The organism is Hahella sp. NS-SX17 (assembly GCF_057367735.1).
This window is the reverse complement of the sequence record NZ_CM170632.1, coordinates 6,716,149-6,742,696: the sequence shown is the minus strand read 5'-3', so window position 1 is coordinate 6,742,696 and position 26,548 is coordinate 6,716,149. Positions and strand designations below refer to the sequence as shown.

26 protein-coding genes are annotated in these 26,548 nt (G+C 52.7%); 17 read left to right on the top strand and 9 right to left on the bottom strand.

The genetic code is table 11. The features are described from left to right. Positions 1 to 8: 8 nt before the first annotated feature. The 3 genes from AC2IBB_RS30145 to AC2IBB_RS30135 all read left to right on the top strand — a co-directional run bounded on the left by AC2IBB_RS30145 (position 9) and on the right by AC2IBB_RS30135 (position 3,367). Positions 9 to 2,231: a phospholipase C/P1 nuclease family protein gene (locus AC2IBB_RS30145; RefSeq protein WP_486330356.1), complete on the top strand. Its 2,223-nt coding sequence runs from the start codon at positions 9 to 11 to the stop codon at positions 2,229 to 2,231. 582 nt (positions 2,232 to 2,813) lie between these two features. Beyond that, entirely contained in the window at positions 2,814 to 3,152 is a 339-nt protein-coding gene (locus tag AC2IBB_RS30140; protein WP_486330355.1) for a hypothetical protein, read from the top strand. Positions 3,153 to 3,226: 74 nt separating this feature from the next. Next, positions 3,227 to 3,367: a hypothetical protein gene (locus AC2IBB_RS30135; RefSeq protein WP_486330354.1), complete on the top strand. Its 141-nt coding sequence runs from the start codon at positions 3,227 to 3,229 to the stop codon at positions 3,365 to 3,367. Between the two features lie 135 nt (positions 3,368 to 3,502). On the opposite strand, the gene AC2IBB_RS30130 is transcribed toward AC2IBB_RS30135, so the two are convergent. The 3 genes from AC2IBB_RS30130 to rpe all read right to left on the bottom strand — a co-directional run bounded on the left by AC2IBB_RS30130 (position 3,503) and on the right by rpe (position 6,202). Continuing rightward, complete coding sequence (locus AC2IBB_RS30130; protein WP_486334012.1) at positions 3,503 to 4,654, bottom strand: IS4 family transposase; 1,152 nt, start codon at positions 4,652 to 4,654, stop codon at positions 3,503 to 3,505. A 145-nt stretch (positions 4,655 to 4,799) separates the two neighbouring features. Beyond that, the gene (locus tag AC2IBB_RS30125) at positions 4,800 to 5,495 is read right to left on the bottom strand and encodes a phosphoglycolate phosphatase (RefSeq protein ID WP_486330353.1); all 696 of its coding nucleotides are present in this window, start codon (positions 5,493 to 5,495) and stop codon (positions 4,800 to 4,802) included. 29 nt (positions 5,496 to 5,524) lie between these two features. Then, the gene (gene rpe, locus AC2IBB_RS30120; protein WP_486330352.1) at positions 5,525 to 6,202 is read right to left on the bottom strand and encodes a ribulose-phosphate 3-epimerase; all 678 of its coding nucleotides are present in this window, start codon (positions 6,200 to 6,202) and stop codon (positions 5,525 to 5,527) included. A gap of 169 nt (positions 6,203 to 6,371) precedes the next feature. Between rpe and AC2IBB_RS30115 the strand changes: the two genes are divergently transcribed. Beyond that, positions 6,372 to 7,463, top strand: a complete 1,092-nt coding sequence (locus AC2IBB_RS30115; protein WP_486330351.1) for a DUF3530 family protein — start codon at positions 6,372 to 6,374, stop codon at positions 7,461 to 7,463. Here the strand turns inward: AC2IBB_RS30115 and djlA are convergent. The 4 genes from djlA to AC2IBB_RS30095 all read right to left on the bottom strand — a co-directional run bounded on the left by djlA (position 7,450) and on the right by AC2IBB_RS30095 (position 11,273). Further along, complete coding sequence (djlA, locus tag AC2IBB_RS30110) at positions 7,450 to 8,238, bottom strand: co-chaperone DjlA (protein WP_486330350.1); 789 nt, start codon at positions 8,236 to 8,238, stop codon at positions 7,450 to 7,452. The two genes, AC2IBB_RS30115 and djlA, sit on opposite strands and share 14 nt — an antisense overlap. Positions 8,239 to 8,322: 84 nt before the next feature. Continuing rightward, the gene (murU, locus tag AC2IBB_RS30105; protein WP_486330349.1) at positions 8,323 to 9,012 is read right to left on the bottom strand and encodes an N-acetylmuramate alpha-1-phosphate uridylyltransferase MurU; all 690 of its coding nucleotides are present in this window, start codon (positions 9,010 to 9,012) and stop codon (positions 8,323 to 8,325) included. After that, positions 9,000 to 10,034, bottom strand: coding sequence for an aminoglycoside phosphotransferase family protein (locus AC2IBB_RS30100; protein ID WP_486330348.1), 1,035 nt, complete (start codon positions 10,032 to 10,034; stop codon positions 9,000 to 9,002). The genes murU and AC2IBB_RS30100 overlap by 13 nt, the downstream gene beginning before the upstream one ends. A 99-nt stretch (positions 10,035 to 10,133) precedes the next feature. Beyond that, positions 10,134 to 11,273 (bottom strand): patatin-like phospholipase family protein, encoded by a 1,140-nt coding sequence (locus tag AC2IBB_RS30095; protein WP_486330347.1) that lies wholly within the window; start codon positions 11,271 to 11,273, stop codon positions 10,134 to 10,136. A 241-nt stretch (positions 11,274 to 11,514) separates the two neighbouring features. On the opposite strand from AC2IBB_RS30095, the gene AC2IBB_RS30090 reads away from it, so the two are divergent. The 9 genes from AC2IBB_RS30090 to AC2IBB_RS30050 all read left to right on the top strand — a co-directional run bounded on the left by AC2IBB_RS30090 (position 11,515) and on the right by AC2IBB_RS30050 (position 20,563). After that, positions 11,515 to 13,899, top strand: a complete 2,385-nt coding sequence (locus tag AC2IBB_RS30090) for an LPS-assembly protein LptD (RefSeq protein WP_486330346.1) — start codon at positions 11,515 to 11,517, stop codon at positions 13,897 to 13,899. 92 nt (positions 13,900 to 13,991) lie between these two features. Beyond that, complete coding sequence (locus tag AC2IBB_RS30085) at positions 13,992 to 15,296, top strand: peptidylprolyl isomerase (protein WP_486330345.1); 1,305 nt, start codon at positions 13,992 to 13,994, stop codon at positions 15,294 to 15,296. Between the two features lie 68 nt (positions 15,297 to 15,364). Beyond that, a complete protein-coding gene (gene pdxA, locus AC2IBB_RS30080) occupies positions 15,365 to 16,369 on the top strand; it encodes a 4-hydroxythreonine-4-phosphate dehydrogenase PdxA (protein ID WP_486330344.1) in 1,005 nt (334 codons plus the stop codon). Beyond that, positions 16,356 to 17,177 carry a 16S rRNA (adenine(1518)-N(6)/adenine(1519)-N(6))-dimethyltransferase RsmA gene (gene rsmA, locus AC2IBB_RS30075; RefSeq protein ID WP_486330343.1) on the top strand — a complete coding sequence of 274 codons (822 nt, stop codon included), beginning with the start codon at positions 16,356 to 16,358 and terminating at the stop codon, positions 17,175 to 17,177. Before pdxA ends, rsmA begins: the two co-directional genes overlap by 14 nt. A 48-nt stretch (positions 17,178 to 17,225) precedes the next feature. Beyond that, a complete protein-coding gene (apaG, locus tag AC2IBB_RS30070; protein WP_486330342.1) occupies positions 17,226 to 17,609 on the top strand; it encodes a Co2+/Mg2+ efflux protein ApaG in 384 nt (127 codons plus the stop codon). Positions 17,610 to 17,668: 59 nt separating this feature from the next. Continuing rightward, positions 17,669 to 18,472 (top strand): symmetrical bis(5'-nucleosyl)-tetraphosphatase, encoded by an 804-nt coding sequence (locus AC2IBB_RS30065; protein ID WP_486330341.1) that lies wholly within the window; start codon positions 17,669 to 17,671, stop codon positions 18,470 to 18,472. Further along, positions 18,465 to 18,878 (top strand): DUF423 domain-containing protein, encoded by a 414-nt coding sequence (locus tag AC2IBB_RS30060; RefSeq protein ID WP_486330340.1) that lies wholly within the window; start codon positions 18,465 to 18,467, stop codon positions 18,876 to 18,878. The genes AC2IBB_RS30065 and AC2IBB_RS30060 overlap by 8 nt, the downstream gene beginning before the upstream one ends. A 74-nt stretch (positions 18,879 to 18,952) precedes the next feature. Further along, positions 18,953 to 19,540 carry a nucleoid occlusion factor SlmA gene (gene slmA / locus AC2IBB_RS30055; RefSeq protein ID WP_486330339.1) on the top strand — a complete coding sequence of 196 codons (588 nt, stop codon included), beginning with the start codon at positions 18,953 to 18,955 and terminating at the stop codon, positions 19,538 to 19,540. Positions 19,541 to 19,723: 183 nt separating this feature from the next. Further along, on the top strand, positions 19,724 to 20,563 hold the full coding sequence (locus AC2IBB_RS30050) for a substrate-binding periplasmic protein (RefSeq protein ID WP_486330338.1): 840 nt from the start codon (positions 19,724 to 19,726) through the stop codon (positions 20,561 to 20,563). A gap of 10 nt (positions 20,564 to 20,573) precedes the next feature. Here AC2IBB_RS30050 and AC2IBB_RS30045 read toward each other — a convergent pair whose 3' ends face one another. Both AC2IBB_RS30045 and AC2IBB_RS30040 read right to left on the bottom strand, forming a co-directional pair. Next, positions 20,574 to 21,383: an inositol monophosphatase family protein gene (locus tag AC2IBB_RS30045; protein WP_486330337.1), complete on the bottom strand. Its 810-nt coding sequence runs from the start codon at positions 21,381 to 21,383 to the stop codon at positions 20,574 to 20,576. 67 nt (positions 21,384 to 21,450) lie between these two features. Continuing rightward, positions 21,451 to 22,296 carry a prephenate dehydratase gene (locus AC2IBB_RS30040; protein WP_486330336.1) on the bottom strand — a complete coding sequence of 282 codons (846 nt, stop codon included), beginning with the start codon at positions 22,294 to 22,296 and terminating at the stop codon, positions 21,451 to 21,453. Between the two features lie 276 nt (positions 22,297 to 22,572). Here AC2IBB_RS30040 and AC2IBB_RS30035 point away from each other — a divergent pair, with 276 nt between their 5' ends. The 4 genes from AC2IBB_RS30035 (at position 22,573) to AC2IBB_RS30020 (ending at position 26,504) form a co-directional block, all read left to right on the top strand. Next, positions 22,573 to 23,313 carry a VWA domain-containing protein gene (locus AC2IBB_RS30035; RefSeq protein ID WP_486330335.1) on the top strand — a complete coding sequence of 247 codons (741 nt, stop codon included), beginning with the start codon at positions 22,573 to 22,575 and terminating at the stop codon, positions 23,311 to 23,313. A gap of 26 nt (positions 23,314 to 23,339) precedes the next feature. Continuing rightward, positions 23,340 to 24,092, top strand: coding sequence for a J domain-containing protein (locus AC2IBB_RS30030; protein ID WP_486330334.1), 753 nt, complete (start codon positions 23,340 to 23,342; stop codon positions 24,090 to 24,092). 39 nt (positions 24,093 to 24,131) lie between these two features. After that, complete coding sequence (locus AC2IBB_RS30025; protein ID WP_486330333.1) at positions 24,132 to 24,788, top strand: YceH family protein; 657 nt, start codon at positions 24,132 to 24,134, stop codon at positions 24,786 to 24,788. A 591-nt stretch (positions 24,789 to 25,379) separates the two neighbouring features. Then, entirely contained in the window at positions 25,380 to 26,504 is a 1,125-nt protein-coding gene (locus AC2IBB_RS30020) for a 3-deoxy-7-phosphoheptulonate synthase (RefSeq protein WP_486330332.1), read from the top strand. Positions 26,505 to 26,548: the final 44 nt, after the last annotated feature.

The following is a 26,548-nucleotide window of genomic DNA, read 5'->3' as shown; positions in this document are numbered from 1 at the left end:
AACGGAAGTTGAAATATAGTAAATTAATATGTGGCGTGCTTTTAGTTTTATTTTTTCCGGCTGTTGCTGGCGGCTATGAGCTAACTACGCATGAATATATATCTGAAAGGGCTGTAGAAAAGTCAAAGTTAAGTACTACTTCTATACTTTCTAATTATGGTCTCAGCTATAGTAGCTCCTGGCTGCCTAGCACCATTACTGCAAATAAAATTACCATTAAAGATCTGGTCGGTCTTGGTGCTAGGCTTGAAGATGACTCTGATGACAGTATCAGGTCCGCTCGTCATTTTTATGATCCCCAGCAGCATCTTGATTCTGGTGAGCCATACGGATATCTAGGGCAATCTGAAGCTTCTATTGTATGGGCAATAGAGCCTGAAAGGGATAGTAGTTCTCTCGGTGAGGATATACAGCGTTTTTCTTATCAGGAAGCAAGAGCATATCAATTTGCTGCGTTGACCGCCGTATCCTCACTAGAGCGTTCAAGAAATTGGGCGTTGGTGTTTCGTTCGCTTGGACAGGTGATTCATCACATACAAGATATGGGGCAGCCACAGCATGTGCGAGATGACTCTCATCTATATACTCCAGAACTTGCCAGTTGGATTGATAGGGGGTGTGATACCACGCCATCGGGTAGCGAGAGATGCTGGTATCTGGAGCCTAGTATCTACGAAAGAATAACTGAGGATCTCGTGGTGTCAAAATCGGGGGCTACTATGGTTCCTGGTGGGGTATTGTTTGCTGTTACTGGCGCGCAGCCGCAATACACGAATGATCTGGAAAAAGTTTTTCCTACTGATGGATATCAGGCGGCTTGCATACCTAGCTTTACTCGTCCTGAGGATTTTTGGCGCCACAACGGTGAGGGGATGGCGGAGTTTACGAGCAATAACTTTGTATCGGTGGAAACGAACTTTCGCTCTGATGGGGAGTGGAGCGCAATTCCTTCTATAGTAAAGTCTGGACTGCTCCCTGATGAAGACCACCCTCTTCCAAATGGTGTGGATAAATGGGTTGAGAACTTATATTTACCTGCAACCACTCCTTATGGAGATAGGATAAGCGCTTCTGGTCAGCTATCTTTCATTGCAGGCTATGTTGAGGATCCATGTAATGGATTGAAGCAGGTAAATAACCGCTTTAGCGCTTTGTCGATGTTTGATGAGCATTTAATACAAGAAGGGAGGAGGCCTATATTTTCCCTTAATAGCTTCAACTATGCTGCTCGCTATCGGTTTTTGATACCAAGGGCGGTAGCGTTTTCCACTGGCTTTCTTGACTATTTCTTTAGAGGCGAATTTCTTTTTCGGCCTAAATTAAATGGAAGTGGTGAGTATCAGTGGGTTATTAAGAACGAAACGGCAGAAGAGATGTCTGGTATTTTCTCTGTATATTATGATGATAGTAAAGGGGATAGGCATTTATTAGATAGATTTGAAATGACAATTCCTGGGAATGCTGAGTCTCAATTTATTGACATTGATTTCCCGCATCAAAGTAATAGTTATGATGTTTTTGTTGTCTTTATAGGTAAGTTGGGCGATGAAGGGCCTACTTCAAGCGGGCCGAACATACTAAATGTCTCCGCATCAAAGGCGCACATTAATGTTGTAAGTCCAATAGTCGAAATATCCACTTCTAATGATGGAAAAAATATAGTATTCAAAAATACTACTAACTATATGCTCGAAGGAGAAATACAAATCTGCGAGAATAATGGGAAAGGGTATTGCTTGAGAGAGTCTATGTTCTCTGGAGGTGGGTGGAATGTTAAGATTTCTCCAAATGGTAAGTCCACAAAGAGCCTTTTTCTTCCTGATAGAAGCTCTCAGCCGGAAGGATGGACCCCAAGATACGAGCTTAAGTATAGTGGTATGGCCAATGGATATCCGGCTTATTTTTCAGGCAAAGTTCATCTAGGAACTAGGCTGATTCAATGTGGTCAGATAAACTCTTCCGGGGGCGGGCAAGGATTTTTTGCAGATTATTATAAGCTGGGAAGCTCATCTGGAAAAGTGTTAATTGATTATAATAACTTTAAAATAGCTGATAGAATAGATGTATATTATAGAGGTGTAAAAGTTGCTGGAACGCCGGGTTATGTATCAGGCTCTGGGAAATTGGAGTTTAACTATAAGCCGAGCGCAGGGGATAATCTCATATTGGTAGAGTTAAGTGCTAAGAACGATGGTACAGGTTGGACCTACAAGGTTAACTGTCCGAATTAGGCTTTTCTATGTCATGGTCCAGCTAAAGAATTTGGTAGGACAGAGAAAACTAAGTGGGTACTGAATTAAGCATGTTATGGCATAGGAGTAAGGAATTAGATTTAACGCTATGCTACCCAGCTAGTAGAAGGCCTGACTATAGAAATGAAAACGAGTTGGTTTTGTGTGCTCTCTAAGCCAAAGTGGATGAGAGTTCTGAGAGGCGGCTGTAAGGATGTTAGGCCTTAATGAGTTACAAGCTCTGGTTAACTGGTCGCTTCTCTAGGAAGTGCTCACGAATGTTAAGAGCGAAATGCATCGTGTTTGTCCCTGTTGATTAAGCTTCCGACAACTATGCCAACAGTTGCATGAAGCATGGTGTATTAACTCGCTCATTTAAACTTGAGTCTCGATGTGGGGTGCAGCTTTAACGTTTTATATAAGTGAAAGGCTGGGCTGCATAGTTAAGAGGCTATTAAGAGTAGTCATGTGCTGATTCTAATTTCACTCAGCTAGAATCCATTCGGCTTAGTGATAGGAACTTATATTTTAATACATTATTATGCATTATATTGTTTTTTCTTTTTGGATAAGGGCTCTTTTATGAAAAAATTTATGCTTGGAATTTTCGCCTTCTGCTCGATGAGTGTAAATGCGGCTACAATTGCAAATGTTCGTACTATAGATAAGTTGGTTATATATAATGGGTATGCAGTGGTGGCGTTTTCCCCTGCGGCCACTGGAGCTGAGTTGGAGTCATGTCCTTCATCTGGTAAAGAAAATGCTGTGCTTGAGTTTAATGAAAGCACTAAAGAGATATATGCGGCTTTGCTTTCTGCTTATGCAAGCAAGAATGATAGAGTTGGCTTTGCCGTCAATAGTTGTCGCTCTGGAAATGGTAATAACTATCCGCTAATTTATCGAATTGATCTAGGCTCTTAACTCAACAAGGCCTTATGTTGTATCTGATTGATGTTAGAAGTTTTCAAATCGAAGAAGTCCACACCTAGGATGCCATGCTTGACCACTCCAAAGTGGAGGCGTTGGTCAACGCCATGGCCGCTTTCGGCGCGCCATCAGGCGGAGAGATGACGTTGACTGATGAGGAGCGTAGTCAGGTGAACGCGGCGATCGCTGCGGCTTGGCAACCCTCCTGACCCGTCTGGTTTGAAACAGGCGTTTTAGCGCCTGTTTCTCTCAGCTAACTGCAAATAAAAAGGCCGTCCTCTGCTAATGCTTGAATTGAATAAAATAAGTGCAGCAGGGACCACTGCTGTCCCACAGTTTGACAGTCATGAGACCAGCCTCATTTGAGGCTGGTCTTTTTGATTAGGCGGTGGACTAGGATTAAAGATCTCTACCAGCGCCTTTCTTTCAAACAAATTTAGCTGCAGCACCCTCAGCATTCGCTGCACTGACCATCCCTCCCTTGCGCTATGGCGTGCAAAAGCGACCAACAGATAAACGATAAGGGCAATCCAAATCTGCGTCAGAACGGCATTCTTTGAGGTCCCCACAAAGGCTTTGATTTTGAGGTTTTGTTTTATTGCCTTGAAGAACAGTTCTACTTTCCAGCGATCCTTATAAATGGCTGCAATGGTTGTGGCTGCCAGGGTGAAGTTGTTGGTCAAAAACTGATAGTGACGGTTAGTCTCAGCATCCCGATAACCAACTCGACGCAACTTGGGGGCTCCCCGCTTGACTGCGTGAGCACTGCTTAGCTCAATCACCTGATCACTGGTGACTCCTGAGTTTCTTACAACAGGTTTGCGCTCAAGCACCCGATATACGGCTTTTGCTCGAAGCCGGGTAACGAAGCTGACTTTCTGTTTTGTCAGACTTCCGAACCACTGGTAGTCCACATAGCCTTTGTCAAAGGCCAGGATGCTACCCTTGGGGAAAGAGAACTTACGATCCTGGATCATGTCGTTTTCCTGACCGTTACTCAATGCCACAAACTCCGGTACTTCAGTCGCGTGATTAAGCCCAACACTGAGCTTTACATTAGCCGCGTCATCGCGGTGAGCAGCCCACGGAAAGAGTTTAAGCGATAGATCCAGCGCGCTGGCATCCAGAGAATACAGGGGATTCTTGAAGCGAAATTTGTGTTTTCCTGGCTGAGATCTACAACGGAAAAGCAGCTTGTAGAACAAGGCTTCATAGAGTTTGGCGGGTTGCTTTTCATTCAGTCTGGCCAGCGTGGTTCGAGCAATGGGCTTTGCGCCAAGGTGATAGAGTTTATGCCGCTGGGCTTCAAGATTTGACTGAATATCCCGCAGGCTCTGGCGTCCAGACAACTGCGACATGGCCATGCCAATAAACTGATCCCAGCGACTGGCGGATCGCAATTTTTGCCCCACATGATGCTGTTTGGCCAGCCCCTCAAATTCATGTCTGAGAAGCGGTTTTAGGAGTTGTTGGAAAGCGGTGTTATGATGTGACAAAGCCTGAATCCCTTGTTGTTTAATAGTTTCTTCGCAGATCCATTGTAACAACAGAGATTCAGGCTTTCTTATTTATCCCAAACTGTGGGACAGCAGTGCAGCAGGGACGGCCTTTTGCTTTTCTGATCGTGATTCTAAGCCTGGGTTACTTCAGCTCAATGAGTGAGTCCATGACCCAATCCGGATTGGCGTTGCGAATGTCTTCGCCGTGGTTGTAGCCGTAGGTGACGCAGGCGATATTCATATTTGCGTGACGGGCGGCCAGCACATCGTTGATGGAGTCGCCAATCATCAATGTAGAATCTGATTGAACCTGTAAGGCTTCGCATGCGTGCAGCAGTGGCGTTGGGTCTGGTTTCTTGACTGGAAGAGAGTCGCCGGACAGGCTGATGGCGAAGTACTTTTCCAGTTTGAGCGCCTGCAGTATCGGCTGGGTAAAGCGAGCGGGCTTGTTGGTGACAATCCCCATCGCAACGCCCTGGTCGCGCCAATGCTGCAGCAACTCTTCCGCGCCAGGATAAATACGGGTGCGCACGCAGCAATATTCGTCATAGCGATCATAGAAGATCGACGCCGCATTCTGGAATTGCGCCTCAGCAACCTGTTGAGGGTCTTCCAGCTCCAACGCATGGGCCAATGCGCGTTTGATCAGCATCGGCGCGCCATTGCCGACCCACTCCCGCACTAACGCTTCTCCCGCCGCCCTGAAACCGGACTCCAGCAGCATGAAATCCACTGCATCCGCCAAGTCGGGTGCTGAGTCGATCAGAGTGCCGTCCAGATCGAATAAGGCCAGTTGTGGCAGACCGTTTTCATAACTGGGGGCTAATAGGTTTGGCATGCTTCCGCTAGATCCTTGTTGTTACGCGTTTAAACAGACTTCGCCAAGGCGATCTGGTCGCGCATTTTGGCGATGGTCGCAGCGTAATCGTCAGTGTTGAAAATGGCGGAGCCGGCGACAAAGGTGTCTGCCCCTGCGGCGGCGATTTCCCTGATGTTGTCGACTTTCACGCCGCCATCAATTTCCAGACGAATCGGTAAGCCGCTGGCGTCGATTTTGGCGCGGGCTTCACGTAGTTTATCCAAGGTGGCGGGAATGAACGCCTGTCCGCCGAAACCGGGGTTGACGGACATCAACAGCACCATGTCCAGCTTGTCCATCACATAATCCATGTAGTGCAGAGGCGTGGCGGGGTTGAACACCAGTCCGGCTTTGCAGCCGCCGTCGCGAATCAGCTGCAGGGAGCGGTCAATATGTTCGGAGGCTTCTGGATGAAAGGTGATATAGGTCGCGCCGGCTTCAATGAAGGAAGCGATCATCGCATCAACCGGTTTGACCATCAGATGCACGTCGATAGGGGCTGTCACGCCATGTTTCCTCAAGGCTGAACACACCATCGGGCCAATGGTGAGATTCGGCACATAATGATTGTCCATGACATCGAAGTGCACGATATCAGCTCCCGCCTCCAGCACGTTGACAACTTCCTCGCCTAATCTGGCGAAGTCTGCGGACAGAATCGAAGGAGCGATCAATGGATCAGCCATGGGAAAAGTCTCCGGTAAGATTGAGGCGCCGTCGCCGCATTGGCGTCCGGTCGCGGTCGCTTGAAATGCGGGGTATTGTATCGTGCTATGCTTTTAAAACCCAGGTCGGCGCGGGGTTCCGACTGAAATGAGCTAATTCGCGTATGGGCGCTGTTTTATGGCGAAAATCATGACTGGAATCATAGTGGGCTGCATGCTCGTGGGGTCAGTTCTCACGCAGGCGGAAGAAAACAGCGCTGCCGGGGGAGACTTGGCGTCTGAATCTGCACAGCAGAGGAAGCCGGCGCTGAACACGCAGGTAAATATGCTTCTTTCCTTGGCGAAGAGTCTTCCTGGCAGCCAAGTGTTATGGCTTAACGGCAAGCAGGGCGACGCGAGCGCCATGCTTGCGTTATACCGGCCTGCAAATGTGGCTGAACAGCAAGGCGCGGTCATGTTGCTGCATGACCGGGGACAGCATCCGGACTGGCCGCAGTTTATCCATACACTGCGAAATGAGTTGCCGGATGAAGGCTGGCATACGTTGTCGATTGCGCTTACCCCACCGGCTGAAACTAGAACGCCAAAGCGCGTTTTATTATCCGCCAGTGATAAAGAGTTTCCCTATGTCGCCAAACCGCCCGCAGCCGGGACGGCTTCAGAGAAAAGCGGCGCACGTCAATTGGAGACGCTGACGCCAGAACAACTGGCGGAGACCAATGAGGCAACCGAGGAGTTGGAAAAGCAGCAGGCGGCTGAAGGCGTGGATATTGACGTCAGCGGAGAGGGCGAAGACGCCTCTGACGTTGTGGAGACGCCAGCCGAGACTGCGGTTGGCAACACGGAGAGAATCCAGCTGGGCATGCAACAGCTCAGTGCATTTGGGCAGGAAAATAAAGTACTGCTCGGCGTCGGCAGCGGCGTGGACGCCATGTTGCGGTATGCTTTGGCGCACCCGGAAAGCCTGAGGTCAGGCTTATCCATGGTGTGGATTAATGCAGAGGTCAGTGACGGCTTATTGGATGAAATTAAGGAAAAGTCGCAAGGCTTTTTCTCCATACAAGTGCTTGACTTATATGACTCCGCGTTGGCGATACAGAGCCGAAACGCGATGCAGAGGCGCGACTTCGCCCGCCGCAACGGCATGCAAGGTTATCGGGTGGAAGGCATGAGCGGACTGAGCCTGATTCCTTCGTCCGAGGGAGGGCAGGTGACGCGTAAGATAGAAAGCTGGCTGACTTTTCATGCCCCTGGGATGAAGAAAAAAATTAAACGGTTTTGAGCATGCCTTTGATTTGGGAGTAGGCCTGCTGAATTTTCTGCGCGGTTACTTTGGCGCGTTCGACCTCGCTGGCAGGCGCCCCGCGCGCGGTTAATTTATCGGGGTGGAACTGATTCATGAGGCGGCGATAGGCCTGCTTGACCTGTAGTGGATCTGCATGCTCACTGAGACCAAGAGTGCGGTAAGCGTCGCGCAGGCTGTGGCCGTGGGAATGTCTTTGTTGATCGCGCGCTTTGAGAATTTCCTGAAATATGTATTCGAACTCGCTGCGGCTGACGCCCAGGCCCAGCCTGAGCGTCTCCAGCGCACTGCGCGCGCCCTCGCAGGGCTGGCCCTCCGCAATCGCCACCTGGATGGACAGGTTCAGCAATAGAGCGACATTATGCGGGTGAAAGCGGTTGGCTTGGCGAAACTCGCGAACCTCCGTCGCGAGGTCGAAACCTTTAGCGGCTCCCTTGAAGAAGGCGTCGCGGCTGCTCCTTTGACGAACTTCGTCCAATTCCAGGAAGTGAGCGAGACTAAGAACACGGGCTTCCAGAGTGATTTGGGCGTCGTCCCGGTGTACTTCCATGGAAGCGCTGACGCTTCCCAATATTCGGAACAGGCTGCATAGTGTGCGAGCGCTGTCGTGGTGATTGAAACTGAAGCGCCACCCTGGAGTGAACGGCTGGATGGATTGGTCGAACTTATCGCCCAGCCAGATTCCGAAAGCGGCGCCGAAAGGGCCGCCGGACATAAATCCCATCACACTGCCGAAAAACTTACCCCACCACATCCTGCGCTCCTGTGCGTGATTGCGGTTATGGCGTTTACAGCTGCGCCTGAATGAATCCTTTGAACATCACTGTGCAGAATGCGGTCAGAATGCGGCCTTCGTCAACTGTTCATCCAGCCACTGCAGGCGGTCTGGTGTGCCGATGTCAAACCACAGTCCATTGAACCGTTCGCCGCTGACTTTACCCTTGGTGATCGCCGCCCTTAGCACTGGCGCTAGAGGGTAAACGCCTTTGGGAACATCCGCGAAGAGACTGGGGCGGTAGACGCCAATGCCGGAAAAGGTCAGCTTGCTGGGGCCGCGAGGTAGAACGCGTCCGGCGTCGTTCAGCTGGAAGTCGCCGTTCAGGTTGTGCGCAGGGTTGTCCACCAGCACCAAGTGGGCGAGATCCTCGTTGGCGAAGGAACGGCTGACCAAGCCTGAGAAATTAAAGTTGCTCCATATATCGCCATTCACCACCACGAATGGGCTGTCAGCCCCGTCATCCAATAACGGCAACGCTTTTTTAATACCGCCGGCAGTCTCCAGTGGAGAGCCTTCGGGAGAATAGTGAATACTTACACCGAAGCCGGAACCATCTCCAAGAAACTGTTCCAGCTTATCTCCGTGCCAGGCGTGATTGATAACCAGCTCGGTAACGCCGACGCGCTTCAATGCGTCGATGATATGCTCGATCAGGGATTTATCTCCCGCCTGTAGCAGTGGTTTGGGAAGATTTTCGGTCAATGGCCGCATGCGCGTACCGAGACCGGCGGCAAGAATCATTGCGCGCATAAGACAACCTCCGGGTCGCTTTCCAGTAGTCTGACGGCGGGAACCAGACGCTCCTGGATCCATTCATTGATTTCGGTGAACTCGTCGTATTTGCTCGCCACCTCAATAATGTAGTTGAGAGTGCGCGGAATGTCGGCCAAATAGCCGTGCTTGCCGTCTCTCAGAGACAAGCGAGCGAAAAGGCCGGCGGCTTTCAGGTGGCGTTGCACGCCTATCCAGTCGAACCAGCGACTGAAGGTGGCGAAATCCGCTCCGTGCAGCAATGCAGGGTCCACTTGCTCGTAATAATAGCGGCTCCAGGCGTCCACCTGTTCGTGGGGCCATTTTACGTAACAGTCTCTTAACAGCGAAGCCAGATCATAGGTTAAAGGTCCTTTCACCGCGCCTTGAAAATCAATGATCCCCAGGTCGCCGTCGTCTAATATGAGCAAGTTGCGGGAGTGGTAGTCGCGATGAGTGACCACGACGGGCTGTTCCAGAGCGCTCTCCACCAATCGATTCATGCAATGGTCGAGGTACTCGGTTTCCGTCGCGTCGAGATGAAAGCCAAGTTTCTTTTCCAGCAGCCATTCGCGAAAGATGCTTAATTCAAAGCGCAGCATGGCTTCATCATAAGAGGGCAGGGCGTAACCTTCGATGTTTGCGGCCTTCTGAATGGGAAGCAGCGCGTCAATTGCTTGTCTGTACCACACATCCACCTGCTGCGCCGGCGCGTCCGCAATAGCGATTCCGAAAAGCCGGTCGCCAAAATCTTCCAGCAGCAAAAAGCCCTCTGCGAGGTTTTCTGCATAAATTTCCGGAACACGAATGCCTTTTTCCCGCCAACTGCGCGCGATAGCGATGAAAGGGCGACAGTCTTCCTGCGTCGGCGGAGCGTCCATCAGTACGAAGACGCGTTGTCCGTGAGTGACGCGAAAGTAACGTCTGAAGCTGGCGTCGCCGGATAAAAAGCTGACGTCAAACTGGTCGTCGCCAAATTGCTCGGCTAGCCAATGGCGGATTAAATCAGGACGTTGGGTCATGGAATCTCTTGAGCTCTAAGGGTGTACAACTGCTACCGGGCATGCAGGCCAAAGGCCCCAGATTATGCCGCTTTTCCAAGCGGCTGCAACTGGCGGCGCCTATTGACTGAAAAAATTCTCGATCTGTCGCGCATGGGCCTGGGCGTCCTGATAACCCAGCTTTATCAAATCCCGCATGAAGGGGCCTTCAAACAGCAGGTAGCTGGCCAGACTGGCTCCGCCTTCCTGGTTGGGTTTGCCCTGGCCAAGAAACTGACGTACGGCTTTGGGCAGCTCTCCAGCATGCCGGGCGGCGATTTCATCAATAGGTTGGCTGGGTGAGATCACCAACATCTCAAGGGGACGCATGCTGATGCCGGCTTCGCGCAGGCTGTCTTCGGGCGCGAGCTTAAGTAGTTGGTTAATAATGAGCGCGCGGTCAATATCGTTCTCCATGGTGTCGATAAAGGCGCCGTTCAGCATGTGCTCCATGATTTGCGCCAGGGAGGGATACTTGGCGCTGTTGCGCCGCACAGGCGCGCATACTCGGTTGGCGCTGACGCCAATCACCAGGATGCGGTCGCAGCCCAGATGCACCGCCGGGCTCAACGGCGCCATGTTACGGACGACGCCGTCGCCGAAGTATTCCCGATTGATTTTCACGGGAGGAAAAATGGTTGGGATCGCTGCGGACGCCAGCAAGTGGTCGACTCCCAGCTCGCAGCGCACGCCCACTCGCTGTCCCAGGTGCCACCCCTGGACGTCTGGCGGCGCTTCGAAAAAACTGACGCTTTGTCCGCTGCGATAACCACAGGCTGTGAGGCAAACTGCGCGAATACCCCCAGGGCTGGCGAGTGCTTCTCGAAGTCGGGTGAAGTCAGTGTGTGACGCCAGAAAGTCTCGCAATGGCGCGTTGTCCAGCATGGAGGCGGGAATTTCTTTATCGTCGCCGCTTAGAAACGACTTTACAAAGTGCCCCATGCGCTTCGCCATGCCCCAGAAGTCCGAGCGATACACCTGTTCCGTACGTAGTTCGCCCCACAGGTTTTCCAGGCGTTCGACGCTATGCCGGAAAATATCGCCGCTGCTGGCCAGGCCCACTGCGTTGATGCCGCCGGCTGAAGTCCCGCAGATAACCGGAAAGGGATAGTGAAGATCCGGTAACTGATCGGAAATGGCTTTCAATACCCCTACCTGATAAGCTGCTCGCGCTCCACCGCCGGTTAACACTAAGCCTGCGGTTTGGGAAGTTTGAGACACAGCGCCCCCTGAACGTATGATGGTTTGTTTTTGCCTGTTGTTTAGAAATTAGCATAACACAATGCATCCGGATGCTATCTTTAAGGTTTTGTCGGACTCCGTGACTCTCGCCGGCCCACCGCACATTGCGGCTGTACTGACGTTGTCTGCGCCGCTATCATGTCCGGTTCCAAGTTACAGCTGCCGTCATCGGGGACTTCACTGGATGGCGGGCTTTTCTAAAAGTGAATCAAGGGGTTTTATGAAGGAAGGGCGGAAGCGTCTGCGCGCCGGCTATTGTTACATGCTCGCCGGAGTAGTCGGTGTGGCTTCGACTGGACCTTCGCGCGCGGACTCTGCGCCACAGTCCGCGGCCATGCTGGACTGGCGAATGCGGGAGTTCCTGACTCCCCAGCAGATGATGGTTTTAGAGCCCCAGTGCCGAGGAACCTATGTGGAGCCTGCCTATGGCTTCGCCGATACGACCCCCGCCACTAACACCGAGACGCTTCGAGCCCGCTCCGATACGCTGGTTTCCCCTAATGAGTCCGCCATGCGCCTGCAAGGTAATGTTAAGGCGCAGCAAGGCGCCTGGTGGTTGGAAGCGGATCAGGTTGAGCTGGACCGCCAGACCAATATGGTGGACTTGCAGGGATTGAATGCCGCCAGGGCTCCGGGACTGCTCCTGCATGGCGACTCGGCCCGCTATAACCTGAGCACCAAGGATTTCAGCCTCACCGACGCCAGTTATCTGATACATCAACGCCACGCCCGCGGCGACGCCGAGAAGATAAGCAGCGCCGACGCCCAGTTGGTGAGAATCGAAGACGGCAGCTACACCACTTGTGATCCGATGCATAACGATTGGTCTATCGCCGCCAGTGAGATCATTCTGGATCGGGAGCAGGGCGAGGGGACTGCAAAGCACATGACGTTACGGGTCAAAGATGTGCCGGTGATGTACTTCCCCTATCTGCGCTTTCCAATCGACGACCGGCGTAAAAGCGGCTTCTTGTATCCAACTATAGGAACTTCCAACACCGGACGGGGCATGTCTTTCGGCATTCCTTACTATTTCAATCTGGCCCCCAACTATGACGCCACCTACTCGCCGTTATACATGCATGGCCGTGGTCTGCTGTCAGAGTTGGAAGGGCGCTGGCTGACCGAAGACACCTACAGCGAGATGCGCCTCGGTTACATCGCCCATGACAGTGAGTTCAGCAAAGAGAACCCTGACGAGAGCGGTCGCCGTTGGGCGTTGGATTTCACTAACCGTTATGACGTAAATGAAAATTGGCGCTCCACCATTGATTACAATGTGGTCAGCGACAAAGACTACCTAAACGACCTTAACCGTACCCTGGAAATCCAGCAGGAAACGCATATCAAGCGGTCCTGGGATGTGGCGTATCTCGGCGGCGGCTTCAGCTTCAAGAGTCATGTGCAGGGCTATCAAACGGTTGACGATGATATCGTGGATAACGACCGACCTTATATGTTGTTGCCGCAGTTGAGCTTTGGGTGGGGGCATGACTTTGGCCCGGTGGTTTTCGGGCTGGAGTCGGAGTTCACCTATTTCTGGCGTGATGACGAAAATCTCGACCCGGCTAAGGATCAACAGGTTGTAGGCGCCCGCTGGCGAACGCAACCAAGCGTCAAGCTGCCGTTGTCCACGACATGGGGATACCTGACGCCGAAGCTGCGCCTTGATCATACTGATTATCAGCTGGAGCAGCGCGCTACAGGTCTGGATGAGTCCATCAGCCGCACCGTGCCCTTCTATAGTTTGGATGCGGGCATGTACTTCGATCGCACCTTGAGTGTGTTCGGCGACGAATATAATCAAAGTCTTGAACCTCGCTTGTTTTATGTTTATTCCCCGGAGCAGGATCAGGACGATATTCCCGACTTTGATACATCCGTAGCGACGTTCAGTTATTCCCAGCTTTATAAAGAAGACCGCTTTGTCGGCGGCGACCGTGTTGGCGACAACAATCGCCTGACTTTAGGCGTAACCTCGCGTTTTAACGATCGCGCTACGGGCGCCGAGCGTCTGCGGGCAAGCATCGGTCAGATATTCTACTACGAGGACCAACAAGTAGGTCTGGGGACGGAAGGTCTCAGCGATGAAAGTGAATCGCCCTGGGCGGGGGAACTGGTCTGGCGTCCGAACGACAGATTCGACTTCAAAGTGGAAGGGCTGTGGGACTGGCAGGAGCGTCAGACGGAAAAAGGCGCTACCACGCTGGCGTTCCACGACCCAGAGTATCGTAAGCTGCTCAACCTGAGCCACAGATATACGCATAATGATCTGGAGCAGACGGACGTCTCTGTACTGTTTCCAGTCACGGACTCCGTCAGCGTGCTGGGCCGCTGGTTTTTTGATCTGGTCAATCACCGTACCATCGGCACTATGGCCGGTGTAGAATACAACGACTGTTGCTGGCGCTTTCAGGTTATCGCCAGAAGCTTCCTGAAAGACGCGGACGATACTGAAAACAGTGAGCTGGATCATGGCGTCTTTCTGCGTTTCCAATTGCGCGGCCTGGGTAATATAGGCAGCCGATTCGAAGATGTGATGGCTAAGGAAATGCGCAATTTCAATGAGCGCGAGACCTACAGGACGGATCGCTATCAATGGTAGGGCTGCATTTGCAGGCCCGTCGTTCGCCGAATTACCGCCGGCGATGAACAGAATTGATCAAAGTACAGTTTTATTCAGATATACAGGGTTTCATGAAAACGCTAAGACTTAAATTCAGGTCCGCCATACTTAAAGCGCTGGGTGCGCTGTTGTTGCTGCAGGGATATATGGTTCACGCCCAGGTGCAGGAGCTTGACCGTGTAGTGGCGGTAGTTAATGACGATATCGTCTTGTATTCCGAGTTGCAGGATCGCGCCAGTCGCATCAAAGACAAGCTGCGCCAGCAAAAGACGCCCTTGCCGCCGGAATCGGTATTGCAGGAGAAAGTGCTGGATCAGTTGGTGCTGGAAAGCATCCAAATGCAAATGGCTGACCGAGGCGGCATCCGGGTCAGTGATTCGCAACTGAATCAAACCATGCAGAACATCGCCAAGCAGAACGGCATGACGCTGGATCAGTTTCAGCAGGCGTTGAGTGAGGAGGGAGTTACTTACCAAAGCGCACGTGAGCAGATCCGTCGCGAAATGATCATCTCCCGCGTCCAGCAGCGCAGCGTCGACAATCGAGTGCGGGTGACGGAGAAAGAGGTGAACGATTTTTTAAGGTCGGCCTCCGCCAAACAGCAGCGAGCGGAAGAGTACCACCTTGCTCACATTCTGATCGCCCTGCCTGAAAATTCCTCTGAGTCGCAACGTAAGGATGCAGAGAGCAAGGTCGAGGCGATCCGTAGCCAGCTTGACCAGGGCGTGGACTTTAAACAGTTGGCGGTGACTTATTCTGACGCCTCCACCGCCACGCAAGGTGGAGATTTAGGCTGGCGTAAGCCTGATCAGGTACCGTCTTTGTTTGCGGACGTCGCACCCAAATTAGCCCCCGGACAGGCCTCTGACCCCATCCGCAACAGCAGTGGCGTGCACTTTGTGGCCATGCTTGAGAAGCGTGGCGGCGCCAGTAAAGTCGTTGAGCAATCCAAGGTTCGGCATATCCTGGTGCAACAGAATGAATTACGCGACGAAATCGCTGCGAAGAAGCTGATTGAAGAAATTTACAACAAAGTGCAAGCCGGCGAAGACTTCGCTGAACTGGCCAAGGCCTACTCCGACGACGCCGTCAGCGCAGTCGCGGGCGGCAGCCTGGAATGGGTGAACCCTGGCGATATGGTGCCGGAGTTTGACCAGATGATGCATGAGACGCCAGTCGGCGCCGTCAGTAAGCCATTCCAGAGCACTTTCGGCTGGCACATTCTGCAGGTGCAGGATCGCCGTGAAGCGGATATCGGCGAGCGCTTGATGGCCAGTCAGGCCAGGCAGGTTTTACATCGTCGCAAATATGAAGAAGAACTGCAGAGTTGGCTGAATGAAATTCGCGACGAAGCTTTTGTTCAGCTCAAGCTTTAGTATTTTATGACTTTGCGCTTCCCCTGAATCAGGAAGCGCTACCGACGGCGACGGACAGGAGCCAGACGTTGAAAATTGCGATTACGCCGGGAGAGCCAGCAGGCATCGGACCTGATATTTGCGTCGCCCTGGCGCAAAAGAGCTGGCCGGCCGAACTGGTGTTTGTTTGCGATCCGGAAGTCCTGCGCGAGCGGGCGGAAAAACTCGGAGCTCCACTGCAGGTGGAGGTATATTCCCCTGGCGACACAGTTGGTCCTCATTTGCGCCAGCCCGGTTCAGCCCTGGTGCTGCCGGTGACCTGCGGCGCGCCGGTCATTCCTGGTGAACTGAACCCCGCTAACTCCCAATATGTATTGAATACGTTGCGCCGCGCCATAACAGGGTGCCTGCAACGGGAATTCGACGCGATGGTGACGGCCCCTGTGCACAAAGGCGTCATCAATGAGGCGGGAGTGGCGTTCTCAGGGCATACCGAGTACTTGCAGCAGCTCAGCAACGTGTCGCAAGTAGTGATGATGCTGGCGTCGGATGCAATGAAAGTGGCGCTGGTTACAACTCATCTACCGTTGTCGCAGGTCGCCCGCAGCATTACTGACGAACGTTTGGAGCGGGTGATTACCGTTCTGCATAAAGACCTGCGTAACAAGTTTGGCGTCGCTGATCCGCGCATTATTGTAGCGGGCCTGAATCCTCATGCAGGAGAGGGCGGCCATATGGGGCGTGAGGAAATTGATATTATCCAGCCTGCGCTGGCGCGTTTGCGCGGTCAGGGTATGAACCTGACTGGTCCGTTGCCGGCGGATACGTTGTTTACGCCAAAAGTCCTGGAGACGGGCGACGCCGTGCTCGCCATGTATCACGATCAAGGCCTGCCGGTGCTGAAGTATCAGGGCTTTGGGCGCGCCGCCAACATTACACTGGGTCTGCCCTTTATCCGTACTTCCGTTGATCATGGCACTGCGCTGGATCTTGCCGGATCGGGAGCGGCGGATGGCGGCAGTCTGGAGACCGCATTGGAGTACGCAATTAATATGGTGGAGCGCAGTCGGGGAAGCATTCATGGGAAGGCATAACGAGAACATCGGGCATCAGGCGCGTAAGCGTTTTGGGCAGAATTTCCTGCATGATCAGGGTGTGATTGACCGCATCGTGCGGTCCATTAACCCCAAACCAGAGCAGAATCTGGTGGAAATCGGGCCGGGGTTGGGCGCCTTGACGGAAGAACTTCTGAAAAGCGGAGGACAGGTAACGGCGGTGGAGCTGGACCGGGATTTGACGCCAATCCTGCGCACAAAGTTCTTTAACTACCCTGAGTTCAAGGTCATCGAAGCTGACGCGCTGAAGTTCGACTTCACGCAACTGGCTACGCCGGAACGGCCCATGCGGTTGGTGGGCAATTTGCCTTACAACATTTCCACGCCGCTGATATTTCATCTGTTGACTTTCCGCGGACTGGTGCAAGACATGTACTTCATGCTGCAGAAGGAAGTGGTGGAGCGTCTGGCGGCGAAGCCGGGCGATGACGCCTATGGGCGGCTGGGCGTGATGGCGCAGTACCACTGTAAGGTGGAGTCTTTGTTCAATGTCGGCCCAGGGGCATTTCAGCCAGCGCCCAAGGTCTGGTCGGCGATAGTCCGGTTGACGCCTTATATGGAGCCGCCAGTTGCCTGTAAAGACGTCAGTACGTTCTCCGCGGTCGTACGTCAGGCGTTCGCAATGCGCCGTAAGACGCTGCGTAATACGCTTAAGCAATTGATTACCGCAGAGGCGCTGCAGGCGTTGGATATTAATCCGCAAATCCGGCCGGAGCGGCTTGGTCTGCCTGAGTTTGTGAGAATTGCAGACTATGTATATGATCACCCGCTGGAAAATGAATCATAAGAATATCAGCGTCAGCGTTTAATCCGCTGAGCATAAGGGACCAGGCAGATGAGTGAGACGTCTTTGTACGATATTCGGGTAAGTGTGCGCACACAGTTCATCGCGTCACAGTCAGACCCGGACAGTAACCGCTTCGTGTTCGCCTATCACATCACGATCCTGAACGAAGGCGCGCGTGCGGCCCAGCTGTTGCGGCGGCGCTGGTTGATCATCGACGGCGATAACAAGGAGCAGGAAGTCACCGGCGATGGCGTGGTGGGGCAGCAACCGGTTATTCAGCCCGGCGCCAGCTATGAATACTCCAGCGGCTGCGTACTGGATACGGAAGTCGGCGCGATGGAAGGGCATTATGAGATGCTGGCCGACGATGGACATATTTTCCACGCAGAGATTCCCCGCTTTATACTCGCTGCGCCTCGCGTCCTGCATTAGGCGTTTTCGCGCCGCTCAAAGGGCATCCATAAACGAACGACAAAGGTGTGCTCCTGGTTATGGCGACTTATGCAATCGGAGACATACAGGGCTGCTTTGAGCCCCTGCAACGCTTACTGGATAAATTAAGTTTCGAACCCGCCGCAGATACGCTCTGGTTCGCCGGAGATTTGATCAACCGGGGGCCGCAGTCCTTGGAGTGCCTGCGTTTTATCAAAAGTTTGGGAGCACGCGCGCTGTGTGTGCTTGGCAATCACGATTTGCACGCTTTGGCGGTGTATTACGGCGGCGAAAAAATCAAACGCAAGGACACCTTTCAAAGCATTTTGCAGGCGCCGGATTGCGAGGAACTGATGCAATGGCTGTTGCGCCGCCCTCTTGCTTATTACGATTCCGAACGCGATATCTTCATGAGTCACGCGGGCTTGCCGCCCCAGTGGAGCGTCGCTCAAGCGCTGGCGCTGGCGGCTGAATTGCAGCAGGCGCTGCGTGGACCGGACGCCAAAACCTATTTTCAAAGCATGTACGGTAACGAGCCAACCTGTTGGGAAGACGATTTGTCAGGGCAGGAGCGGCTGCGCTGTATCACCAACTATTTCACTCGTATGCGTTTTCTGGACGCTAACGGCGGCCTAGAGTTTAAGCACAAAGAAAAAGTAGACAGCGCACCGCCAGGGTATGCGCCCTGGTTCAGCTACTCAAGGCAAGACAACTCCACGATCCTGTTTGGCCATTGGGCCGCCCTGCAAGGACATACCGGTTTAGACCGATTCGTGGCCCTGGACACTGGTTGCGTGTGGGGAGGAACCTTGCGCGCGGTCAATCTGGACACCATGGACGTGACGGAGGTGGCGTATGCGTAAAGAAGATCAAAATGGCGGCTCAGGTATATTGGCGATGGGCTTTATTTTGATGGGGCTCTCGGTGGCCATGGGCGCAGTCGGCGCGCATTTGGTGGCCCACTATCACCCTGAAGCGTTAAGCAGTTTTGAAACCGCAGTCCGCTATCACTCCCTGCATGCCTTGGGGCTTATCATTCTGGCGCTGACGCGGGGATTTTGGTCGCGTAAGGCTTATGGTATTGTGGCGGCCTTTTTCGTCGCGGGGCTTATGCTGTTTTGCGGCGGACTGTACGCCAAGACTTTATTGCAGTTCAGTTTTCCCAATGGATTCATACCCGCCGGAGGCATGGCCTTCATCCTGGGGTGGCTGATTTGGGGGGCTGAAACGATACGCCTTAAATGGGGCGGGCGTAAGCGGGCGTTATAAGGGAACCAACGCACCGCGCTATCTAGATCCGTAGTTTGGTTGTGTTGTATTTGACCAAGGAGAACCTGGGAAAAATGAGTAAAGATCGGAACAATCGTAAAGAACAAATTCTGCAATGCCTCGCGCAAATGCTGCAGGATGAGCCGGGGGAGCGCATTACCACGGCCAAGTTGGCGAAAACCGTCGGCGTATCGGAAGCCGCTTTGTATCGGCATTTCCCCAGCAAAGGGAGGATGTTCGAAGGGTTGTTTGAGTTTGTAGAAGAAAGCATTTTTTCCCGCATCAAGCTGATTCGATCCGAAGAGATCAGCACCGCCCAGAAAATCAATAAATCCGTTCTGCTGTGTCTGACCTTCGCGCAGAGAAACCCTGGCATGTGCCGGTTGTTGCTTGGCGATGCGCTGCAAGGAGAAAAAGATAAACTGCGCGCGCGCGCGGCCTCCTTTTTTGAACGTTTGGAGACAGAGTTTCGCAGTATGCTGCGGGATGGCGATGTGCTGCATGGCCAGCGCACCCGGCTCACCCAATTGGACAGCGCCCAGCTTTTCTTGAGCCTTATCGAAGGGAATATGCACCGTTTTATCCGTTCCGGTTTTCGCGTCGATCCGCTGCAGGGGTGGGACGAACATTGGGACTTTATTTCCCAGCACTTGTTTGTTTGAAAGCAGCTATTCTTTTAACTATGTTAAAGTTGGCGCCAAGCGCTCCTATTGTTCGTTTGTAGTACAAACGGGTTATGGATTACTTTGGGCTGGACTGAGACTATTGTACAAGAATGTAATGGGCTGCGTGGTACACTCTCCCGCCATTAAGTACAACCAAATACAGGTTTTTGGAAATCGCCAGTGACGGGTTTTTATCGATTGCACACTGCATTATGCAGCGTGTTTGCTTTGTGGTTGGGCTTGGCCGAACCGGCTATGGGAACGGAAGCGCCGGTTGAGGACGATAAAACAGTCCGAATCGCCACCGGAGAATGGTTGCCCTATGTCAGTGAGACGCAGCCGCACTGGGGTGCGTTGGGTCATGTCATCGCCACTGCTTTTAATCGCGCCGGTTATCAGGTGAAGTTTCAGAATTTTCCCTGGGCGAGGGGATATCAGCTGGTCAAAGACGGCGTTTGGGACGCGACTATGCCTTATTATTGTTCTCCGGATCGGGAGCAGGAGTTTTACTGCAGTAAACCCTTGGTCAGTGGTGAGCAGGTTTTTTTCCATTTGAAGGAGGTGCCTGTTCAGTGGAAACAATTGTCCGACCTCAACGGTTACTCAATTGGCGCTACGTTGGGGTATTACTACGGGGAAGCCTTTGAAAAGGCTGAGAGCAGCGGCGTTCTGATGGTGAAACGCATCGCCAGCGATGAAAAAAATATGCAGTTGCTGCTGATGGGCCGCATCAAGCTGTTTCCCCAAGATAAAGAAGTCGGTTACAGCACCGTTCGTCATATGTACCCACATCAAAAAGAGCTGCTGACCCATCATCCCAAGCCGATCCATACCAAGACCCTGCACCTTATTTTCCCAAAGGATAATCCCTCCAGCCTTGAGCTATTGAAAGTGTTTAACGAACAGTTGGGCCTATTGAAGCGGCAGGGAGTATGGGACGAGTACTTGCGCGCGATGCGCGAAGGGGATTATGAAAAGCCCGCCGGAAATGCTGAGACTCCGACGGGCAAGGAACATTGAAATAAAACGATTAAAGCGTTTTTAGCAGAATGTCAGCCAATTGTTGGTACAGGGCGGGGCTGGCGACCAGTAAGTCCTTGCTGTATAGCTCTGCCGGCATGTCTTCAGGCGCAGAAGTAAGGTTACCGCAACTTGCGCCAGCCTCTTGGGCGATCAAGCGCGCAGCTGCGCAATCCCACGGGCTGACGGTTTCATAGTAGGCGTCCAACCGTCCCATGGCGACCCAGCAGATATCCAGCGCCGCTGATCCTATACGGCGAATATCCTGACACTCCATCATTACCGCCTGCAAACGCTGAATCAGCTCTGGCAGCCGGCTTTTATCGTAAGGAAAGCCGGTGGCGACCAATGCCTGTCGCAGGTTGGTTGCGCCGCTGACTTGAATGGGCTTGTGGTTGCGCAAAGAATACTGACCGCGCATGGCGTGAAAGGTCTCATTCTGAAACGGACAATGCACGACGCCGATTTTGGCTTCGCCGTCTTCGAAGTAAGCGATGGAGACCGCTACTTGATAGTGGCCATGCGCGAAATTGACGGTGCCGTCGATAGGGTCGATAACCCACAATGGCCCTTTCAGATCGCCAACTTTGCTAACGTCGGACATATTCTCTTCCGACAGGATTGCGTGGTCTGGATAGTTGGCGTGGATGCGCTTATGAATCAACTCATCGACTTTCAAGTCAACGGACGTGACCAGTTCCTGATGACTCTTGAAGCTTGTCTCATACTGAGCGTTGCGCTGCTCTTTCACCATTAATTCACCGGCTTGTAACGCCAGATCCACAGCAAATGTTGATATGTCGTGAAGGGAGTGTGTCATATGTTCAATCAACCTCAATCAGTGCTACAGGACGCCTGTCCCGCTTTATTAGGGCGGGCTGGAGGCATCAGTCGTGGAAGCTGCGGCTGGTGCGGGCCGGGTGGGCGCGGTAGGTGCCCAACATGCGGATATCGTCGGCGAAGAAAGCCAATTCATCCAGCGCGAGCTTCATATTCGGCGAGTCGACATGGCCTTCTATATCCGCATGGAACAGGCTGGCGTTCAACGTGCCGCCAGGCATATAGCTTTCCAGCTTCACCAGATTTACACCGTTGGTTGCGAACCCCCCCAGCGCTTTATACAACGCAGCGGGTATATTCCGCACCCGGAACAGCAGGGAGGTGATGTATTTCACTCCAGGCTCCAGTGGCGGCAATTTGCTCTCATGGGAAAGGATAATGAAACGAGTGGTGTTGCCGGTTTTGTCCTGAAAGTTTTCTTTCAGTATTTCCAGTCCATACAACTCCGCCGCCAATCTGGAGGCGATGGCGGCTTTGGATTTGTCGCCGCTTTGGCTGACTTCCAGAGCGGCCCCTGCAGTGTCGAGGGTGGCGACAGGGTCCAGTCCCAGCTTGCGAACGTGATCGGCGCACTGCGCCAGCGCCTGGGGATGTGAGCCCACAATCCGCAAATCTTCCAGGCGTGAGCCGGGAAGGGCCATGAGACAGTGATTCACCGCTTCAAAATGCTCTTCCAGGATATGCAGGCTCATTTGCGGTATCAGGCGGTAGATTTCCTCCACCCGACCAGCGGTGGAGTTTTCTAAAGGAATCATCGCCAAGTCTGCCTTGCCTTGCTCCACTTCTTCCATCGCTGCGCGAAAAGAGCCGCAGGCTCTGGCTTCACGATCGGGAAAAACTTGCTTGCACGCCAGATGAGAGTAAGCCCCCTCATGACCTTGATAGACAATCACCTTGAACCTCGTATCTATTTTGCCGGACGGATAGTGGAATGCGCGTCGCCTGAATGGAACTTTGCAACAATGCTGGCGCGCTAGTCACAATCATAGCCGCCTGAACCCCAAGCTTTACAAAAGCATGTACTCTAAGGGCTTACGCCTGAGTTTTCTAATAGTTTGTGACGGGGCGTTCGGGATAATATTAATTTTGTCGCTGGCCGCTCTGGGCCAACGCGTAATCTTTCTCTTTTTTAGTATATTTAACAGAGAAACGGCTTCGGAGGCATTGGCATGGGCAAAACGCCGGTTAAACCCGACACGGACAACCAGGCGGCGAGTAAGCAGGATATCCGAAACTTTCTACAGAAGGTCAAGGCTACTCCTTTGGCTCATGTGGAAGGCGCGGGTCGGCTGATATTCGCCGTTGACGCTACGATGAGCCGGCAGCGCTTGTGGGATAAGGCGAGTCATCTACAAACTGAGATGTTTCTGAGCGCGGGGGAGAAGTCCGGCTTACAGGTTCAGTTCGTCTATTATCGCGGATATAACGAGTTCCGATGTTCGCCTTGGGTGTCCGACGCAGAAGCGCTGGTTCGGGAAATGACGTCGGTTTGTTGTATGGCCGGCCAGACCCAAATAGGTAAAGTGCTGGCGTATGGCGAAGCTGAATCACTAAAGCGTAAAGTCCAGGCGCTGGTGTTTGTCGGAGACGCCATGGAGGAAAACGCGCCAGCTCTAAAACGGATGGCGGGTGAACTGGGGATAATCGGTACGCCGGTCTTTATGTTTCAGGAAGGCTATGACGGTGGCGTGGAAGCCGTGTATAAAGACATCGCCAGACTTTCTGGCGGAGCTTGGTGTCGATTTGATGAAGGTAGTGTGGAACAACTGAAGGAGCTGCTCGGCGCGGTCGCGGAGTATGCGCGTGGCGGCCTGCCGGCGCTGGAAGCTTTCAGTCAACGTGGCGGTTCGCGCTTGCTTGAGTTGAGGCGACAACTTCCCGGGCCGAAGACGAATACCAAATCGCGCTGACATGGCGAAAAAATAAGGAAAGAGAAGTGCAACTGATATTGGGGTTCTTGCTGGCGTTGATTTTTTTCTGGCTGCTGCAACACGTGTTTCAGGCTCCGCCGGAAAAAAGAAAAAAAAATCTGACCTATCTCGCCTTGGGCGTTGGCGGGGTAGTTGTCGTGTTGCTGATCGTGACCGGCAGGCTCAATATTTTCGCCGCCGTATTTGCAGCGTTTCTGCTGTTGTTCAAACGACTCCCCACGTTTTTGCAGTGGTTGCCGCTTCTGCGAAAACTGTTTAGTGCCGGCCGCGAAGCGGTTGCAGGAAGAGAGGGCCAATCCAGTATCGAAACCAGTTTACTGAGAATGACCCTGGATCATCGCAACGGCAAAATGGATGGGGAAGTGCTGGCGGATCGTTATTCCGGCCAGTATTTACAGGGGATGGATGTCGCCAGCCTTGCGAGCCTTTATCGTTCGGCGGTGAGGGACTATCAGGACTCCGTTGAGATATTGGAAACCTATTTTGAGCGCGAGTATGGCGTGCACTGGCGCACGCAGTTTTCCGTGGATGACGTCGATAACGTACCGACCCCTGACCAGGCCATGACGCTGGCTGACGCCAAAGATGTGCTTGGGTTGGCGGATCATGATCTGAATGAAAACGAAATCGTCGAAGCGCATCGCCGTCTGATGCAAAAATTTCACCCTGACCGTGGCGGCAGTAATTACCTGGCGGCGAAAATCAACGAGGCTAAACGTATACTGCTGGCCCACTTGCGTGGTCAGGGATATCAATAAAACGAACTCAGTGGCCGGTAACGGGGAAGGAGAGGGGAAATGAAGAAAGATCTGTCGTTATACGAAACCCGTGTAGTCGGAGCGCTATTGGAAAAAGAAATTACTACGCCGGATCAATATCCGCTGTCTCTGAATGCGTTGGTGAATGCTTGTAATCAGAAAAGTAACCGACATCCTGTATTGGAACTGGACGAGGCTACGGTTCGTCAGACGCTGGCTGCTCTGCAGCGTAAAGATTTGGTGAAAGGCAGCAGTTACGGAAGCAGGGTGGAAAAATATCATCATCGTTTCTGTAATACTGAATTTGGCGAACTTAAACTGGATGCGCAGGAAGTGGCGGTTGTCTGCGAACTCTTGCTGCGAGGACCGCAAACGCCGGGTGAACTGCGTTCCCGCGCCAGTCGCATGGCGGAGTTTGCCGACGTGCAGGCGGCGGAAGCTGCGCTTAAACGGCTGCACGATCATAAACTGGGACCCCTCGTGGTGATGCTGCCGCGTGAGCCGGGAAAGAGGGAGTCGCGTTACATGCATATGTTCAGTAGCGACATTGAACCGGTGGAGGCTGCGCCTTCGGACTCCGGCAGTATTTCCGCCTACAAGGCGAAAATTGTGGACCTGGAGGCGCGTCTGGAAGCACTGCAGGAAGAAAATGACGAATTAAAGAAAAAGCTCAGGCAGCTGGGACAAGTAGTTTAGGGTGTGGATAGGATGGAACGTTATTGACGTCGTCGAATTTTTTTCCCGCTTGCAGTTGCTTTTTGTTAAAAACGCAGGTTAGTATCTATTCCATGAATACGCACAACACTCTCAACATTTTCAAATCTTTCTCCAGCAATGCAGCAATTGCTGGCGTTCGTGCGTATTTTAGCGGTTGGCATTTTTGGTTTTATTTTTATAACCATCGTTAACGAGCCCCCGCATACTTAGGTTTACAGGAAGGCGCGTTTAACGAAGCTGCCTTCCGGAAGAACACTTAAAGAAGCTCCGAAGGCAGAATGTCTCCGGGGCTTTTTTTATACCCTCGCGAGACCGGAAGCTGCGAATCAACAAAGTGTCGTTGGCAGTTGGATTGAAGCAAACAGGTAATCAACAGGGTAAGGTCATGACGGGTAATCAGTCGTATACTAATGAGGACAGGGAACCGGCGCCGGCGCTTCAACATAGTGATGTGTGCGGTCGCTTTCTGCCTAGATGGTGGTGTCAGTCTCGATTTAGTTATTGATTTTAAAACTGAATCTTTAACTTACGAATCGAAAGCAGACACAGAGTAATATCGGGAGAGAACCAATGAACCAGGCAGCGACAGTCAAAGAATCCGGCGTAAAGTCGATGGGAATCAAGGCAAGAGCAGTTATCGACGAGACATTGAAACATATGGAGCCACCAATACAGCCGATGGGCGACATCCTGCCCTCCGCTAATCAACTTCGGCACCGCTATCCTGTTAACGCATACCTGGCTACACAGTTGGAGAATGCGCGCACAGCCATCAATAACATTGTGCACGGCGATGACCCGCGTTTGCTGGTCGTTGTCGGTCCCTGCTCCGTCCACGATACGGACAGCGTATTGGAATATGGCCGTCGCCTGGCCGAACTGAAGCCACAATTGGACGACCGCATGCAAATCGTCATGCGCGCTTATGTAGAGAAACCTCGTACTACCGTAGGCTGGAAAGGTTTGGTGTATGATCCGTTGCTGGATGGGTCTCACCACATGGCTTACGGTTTGGACAAGGCCAGAAGACTGATGGTCGAGTTGGCGCATCTGGGATTGCCTTTGGCGACGGAAGCGTTGAGCCCGATTGTGTCGGACTACCTGCAGGACCTGGTGTCCTGGACGGCGATTGGGGCTCGCACAACGGAGAGTCAATTGCACAGAGAGATGGCCAGCGGCCTGACCTCCGCAGTCGGATTCAAGAATGGAACTGACGGTGGAGTGGAAGTGGCGATACAAGCCATGCAATCCAGCCGCTCCCCTCACTGCTACCCCACCTTGTCCACCTGCGGACGTCCCCAAATGCGCAAAACCCTCGGCAACCCACACGTTCACTTAGTGCTGCGCGGTGGCAGAGGGAAACCCAATTACGACGAAGACAGCGTTAGAGAATACAGCGAAGCACTGGAAAAACACGGCCTGCCAGTGCGTCTTATGGTTGATTGCAGCCATGATAACAGCCGAAAGGACTTCCGCAATCAATCCAAGGTGTTGAATGAAGTAGCGCGACAGTTGAAAACGGGCGACTCCACAATCATGGGCGTCATGCTGGAAAGTTACCTGCAGGAAGGGAATCAGAAAGTGCATCCTGACAGACCGCTGCAATATGGTGTATCCATCACTGATGGGTGCATTGGTTGGGATGAAACGGAACGCTTGTTGGCCGATTTGTACGAGCAGCTGCCTGCGAAGTAATAGCTGAAAAACTCTGTGTCCGCTTTTGGCTCTCAATACGAGAG

Excerpts from the sequence above, each read along its gene's own strand:
- AC2IBB_RS30025 (WP_486330333.1), top strand. The coding sequence starts at position 24,132 with ATGAAGAAAGATCTGTCGTTATACGAAACCCGTGTAGTCGGAGCGCTA.
- AC2IBB_RS30060 (WP_486330340.1), top strand. The coding sequence starts at position 18,465 with ATGCGTAAAGAAGATCAAAATGGCGGCTCAGGTATATTGGCGATGGGC.
- AC2IBB_RS30020 (WP_486330332.1), top strand. The coding sequence starts at position 25,380 with ATGAACCAGGCAGCGACAGTCAAAGAATCCGGCGTAAAGTCGATGGGA.
- rpe (WP_486330352.1), bottom strand. The coding sequence starts at position 6,202 with ATGGCTGATCCATTGATCGCTCCTTCGATTCTGTCCGCAGACTTCGCC.
- AC2IBB_RS30125 (WP_486330353.1), bottom strand. The coding sequence starts at position 5,495 with ATGCCAAACCTATTAGCCCCCAGTTATGAAAACGGTCTGCCACAACTG.
- apaG (WP_486330342.1), top strand. The coding sequence starts at position 17,226 with ATGAGTGAGACGTCTTTGTACGATATTCGGGTAAGTGTGCGCACACAG.
- AC2IBB_RS30100 (WP_486330348.1), bottom strand. The coding sequence starts at position 10,034 with ATGACCCAACGTCCTGATTTAATCCGCCATTGGCTAGCCGAGCAATTT.
- AC2IBB_RS30085 (WP_486330345.1), top strand. The coding sequence starts at position 13,992 with ATGAAAACGCTAAGACTTAAATTCAGGTCCGCCATACTTAAAGCGCTG.
- murU (WP_486330349.1), bottom strand. The coding sequence starts at position 9,012 with ATGCGCGCAATGATTCTTGCCGCCGGTCTCGGTACGCGCATGCGGCCA.
- AC2IBB_RS30135 (WP_486330354.1), top strand. The coding sequence starts at position 3,227 with ATGCTTGACCACTCCAAAGTGGAGGCGTTGGTCAACGCCATGGCCGCT.
- AC2IBB_RS30090 (WP_486330346.1), top strand. The coding sequence starts at position 11,515 with ATGAAGGAAGGGCGGAAGCGTCTGCGCGCCGGCTATTGTTACATGCTC.
- AC2IBB_RS30140 (WP_486330355.1), top strand. The coding sequence starts at position 2,814 with ATGAAAAAATTTATGCTTGGAATTTTCGCCTTCTGCTCGATGAGTGTA.
- djlA (WP_486330350.1), bottom strand. The coding sequence starts at position 8,238 with ATGTGGTGGGGTAAGTTTTTCGGCAGTGTGATGGGATTTATGTCCGGC.
- AC2IBB_RS30115 (WP_486330351.1), top strand. The coding sequence starts at position 6,372 with ATGACTGGAATCATAGTGGGCTGCATGCTCGTGGGGTCAGTTCTCACG.
- slmA (WP_486330339.1), top strand. The coding sequence starts at position 18,953 with ATGAGTAAAGATCGGAACAATCGTAAAGAACAAATTCTGCAATGCCTC.
- AC2IBB_RS30065 (WP_486330341.1), top strand. The coding sequence starts at position 17,669 with ATGGCGACTTATGCAATCGGAGACATACAGGGCTGCTTTGAGCCCCTG.
- AC2IBB_RS30045 (WP_486330337.1), bottom strand. The coding sequence starts at position 21,383 with ATGACACACTCCCTTCACGACATATCAACATTTGCTGTGGATCTGGCG.
- rsmA (WP_486330343.1), top strand. The coding sequence starts at position 16,356 with ATGGGAAGGCATAACGAGAACATCGGGCATCAGGCGCGTAAGCGTTTT.
- AC2IBB_RS30035 (WP_486330335.1), top strand. The coding sequence starts at position 22,573 with ATGGGCAAAACGCCGGTTAAACCCGACACGGACAACCAGGCGGCGAGT.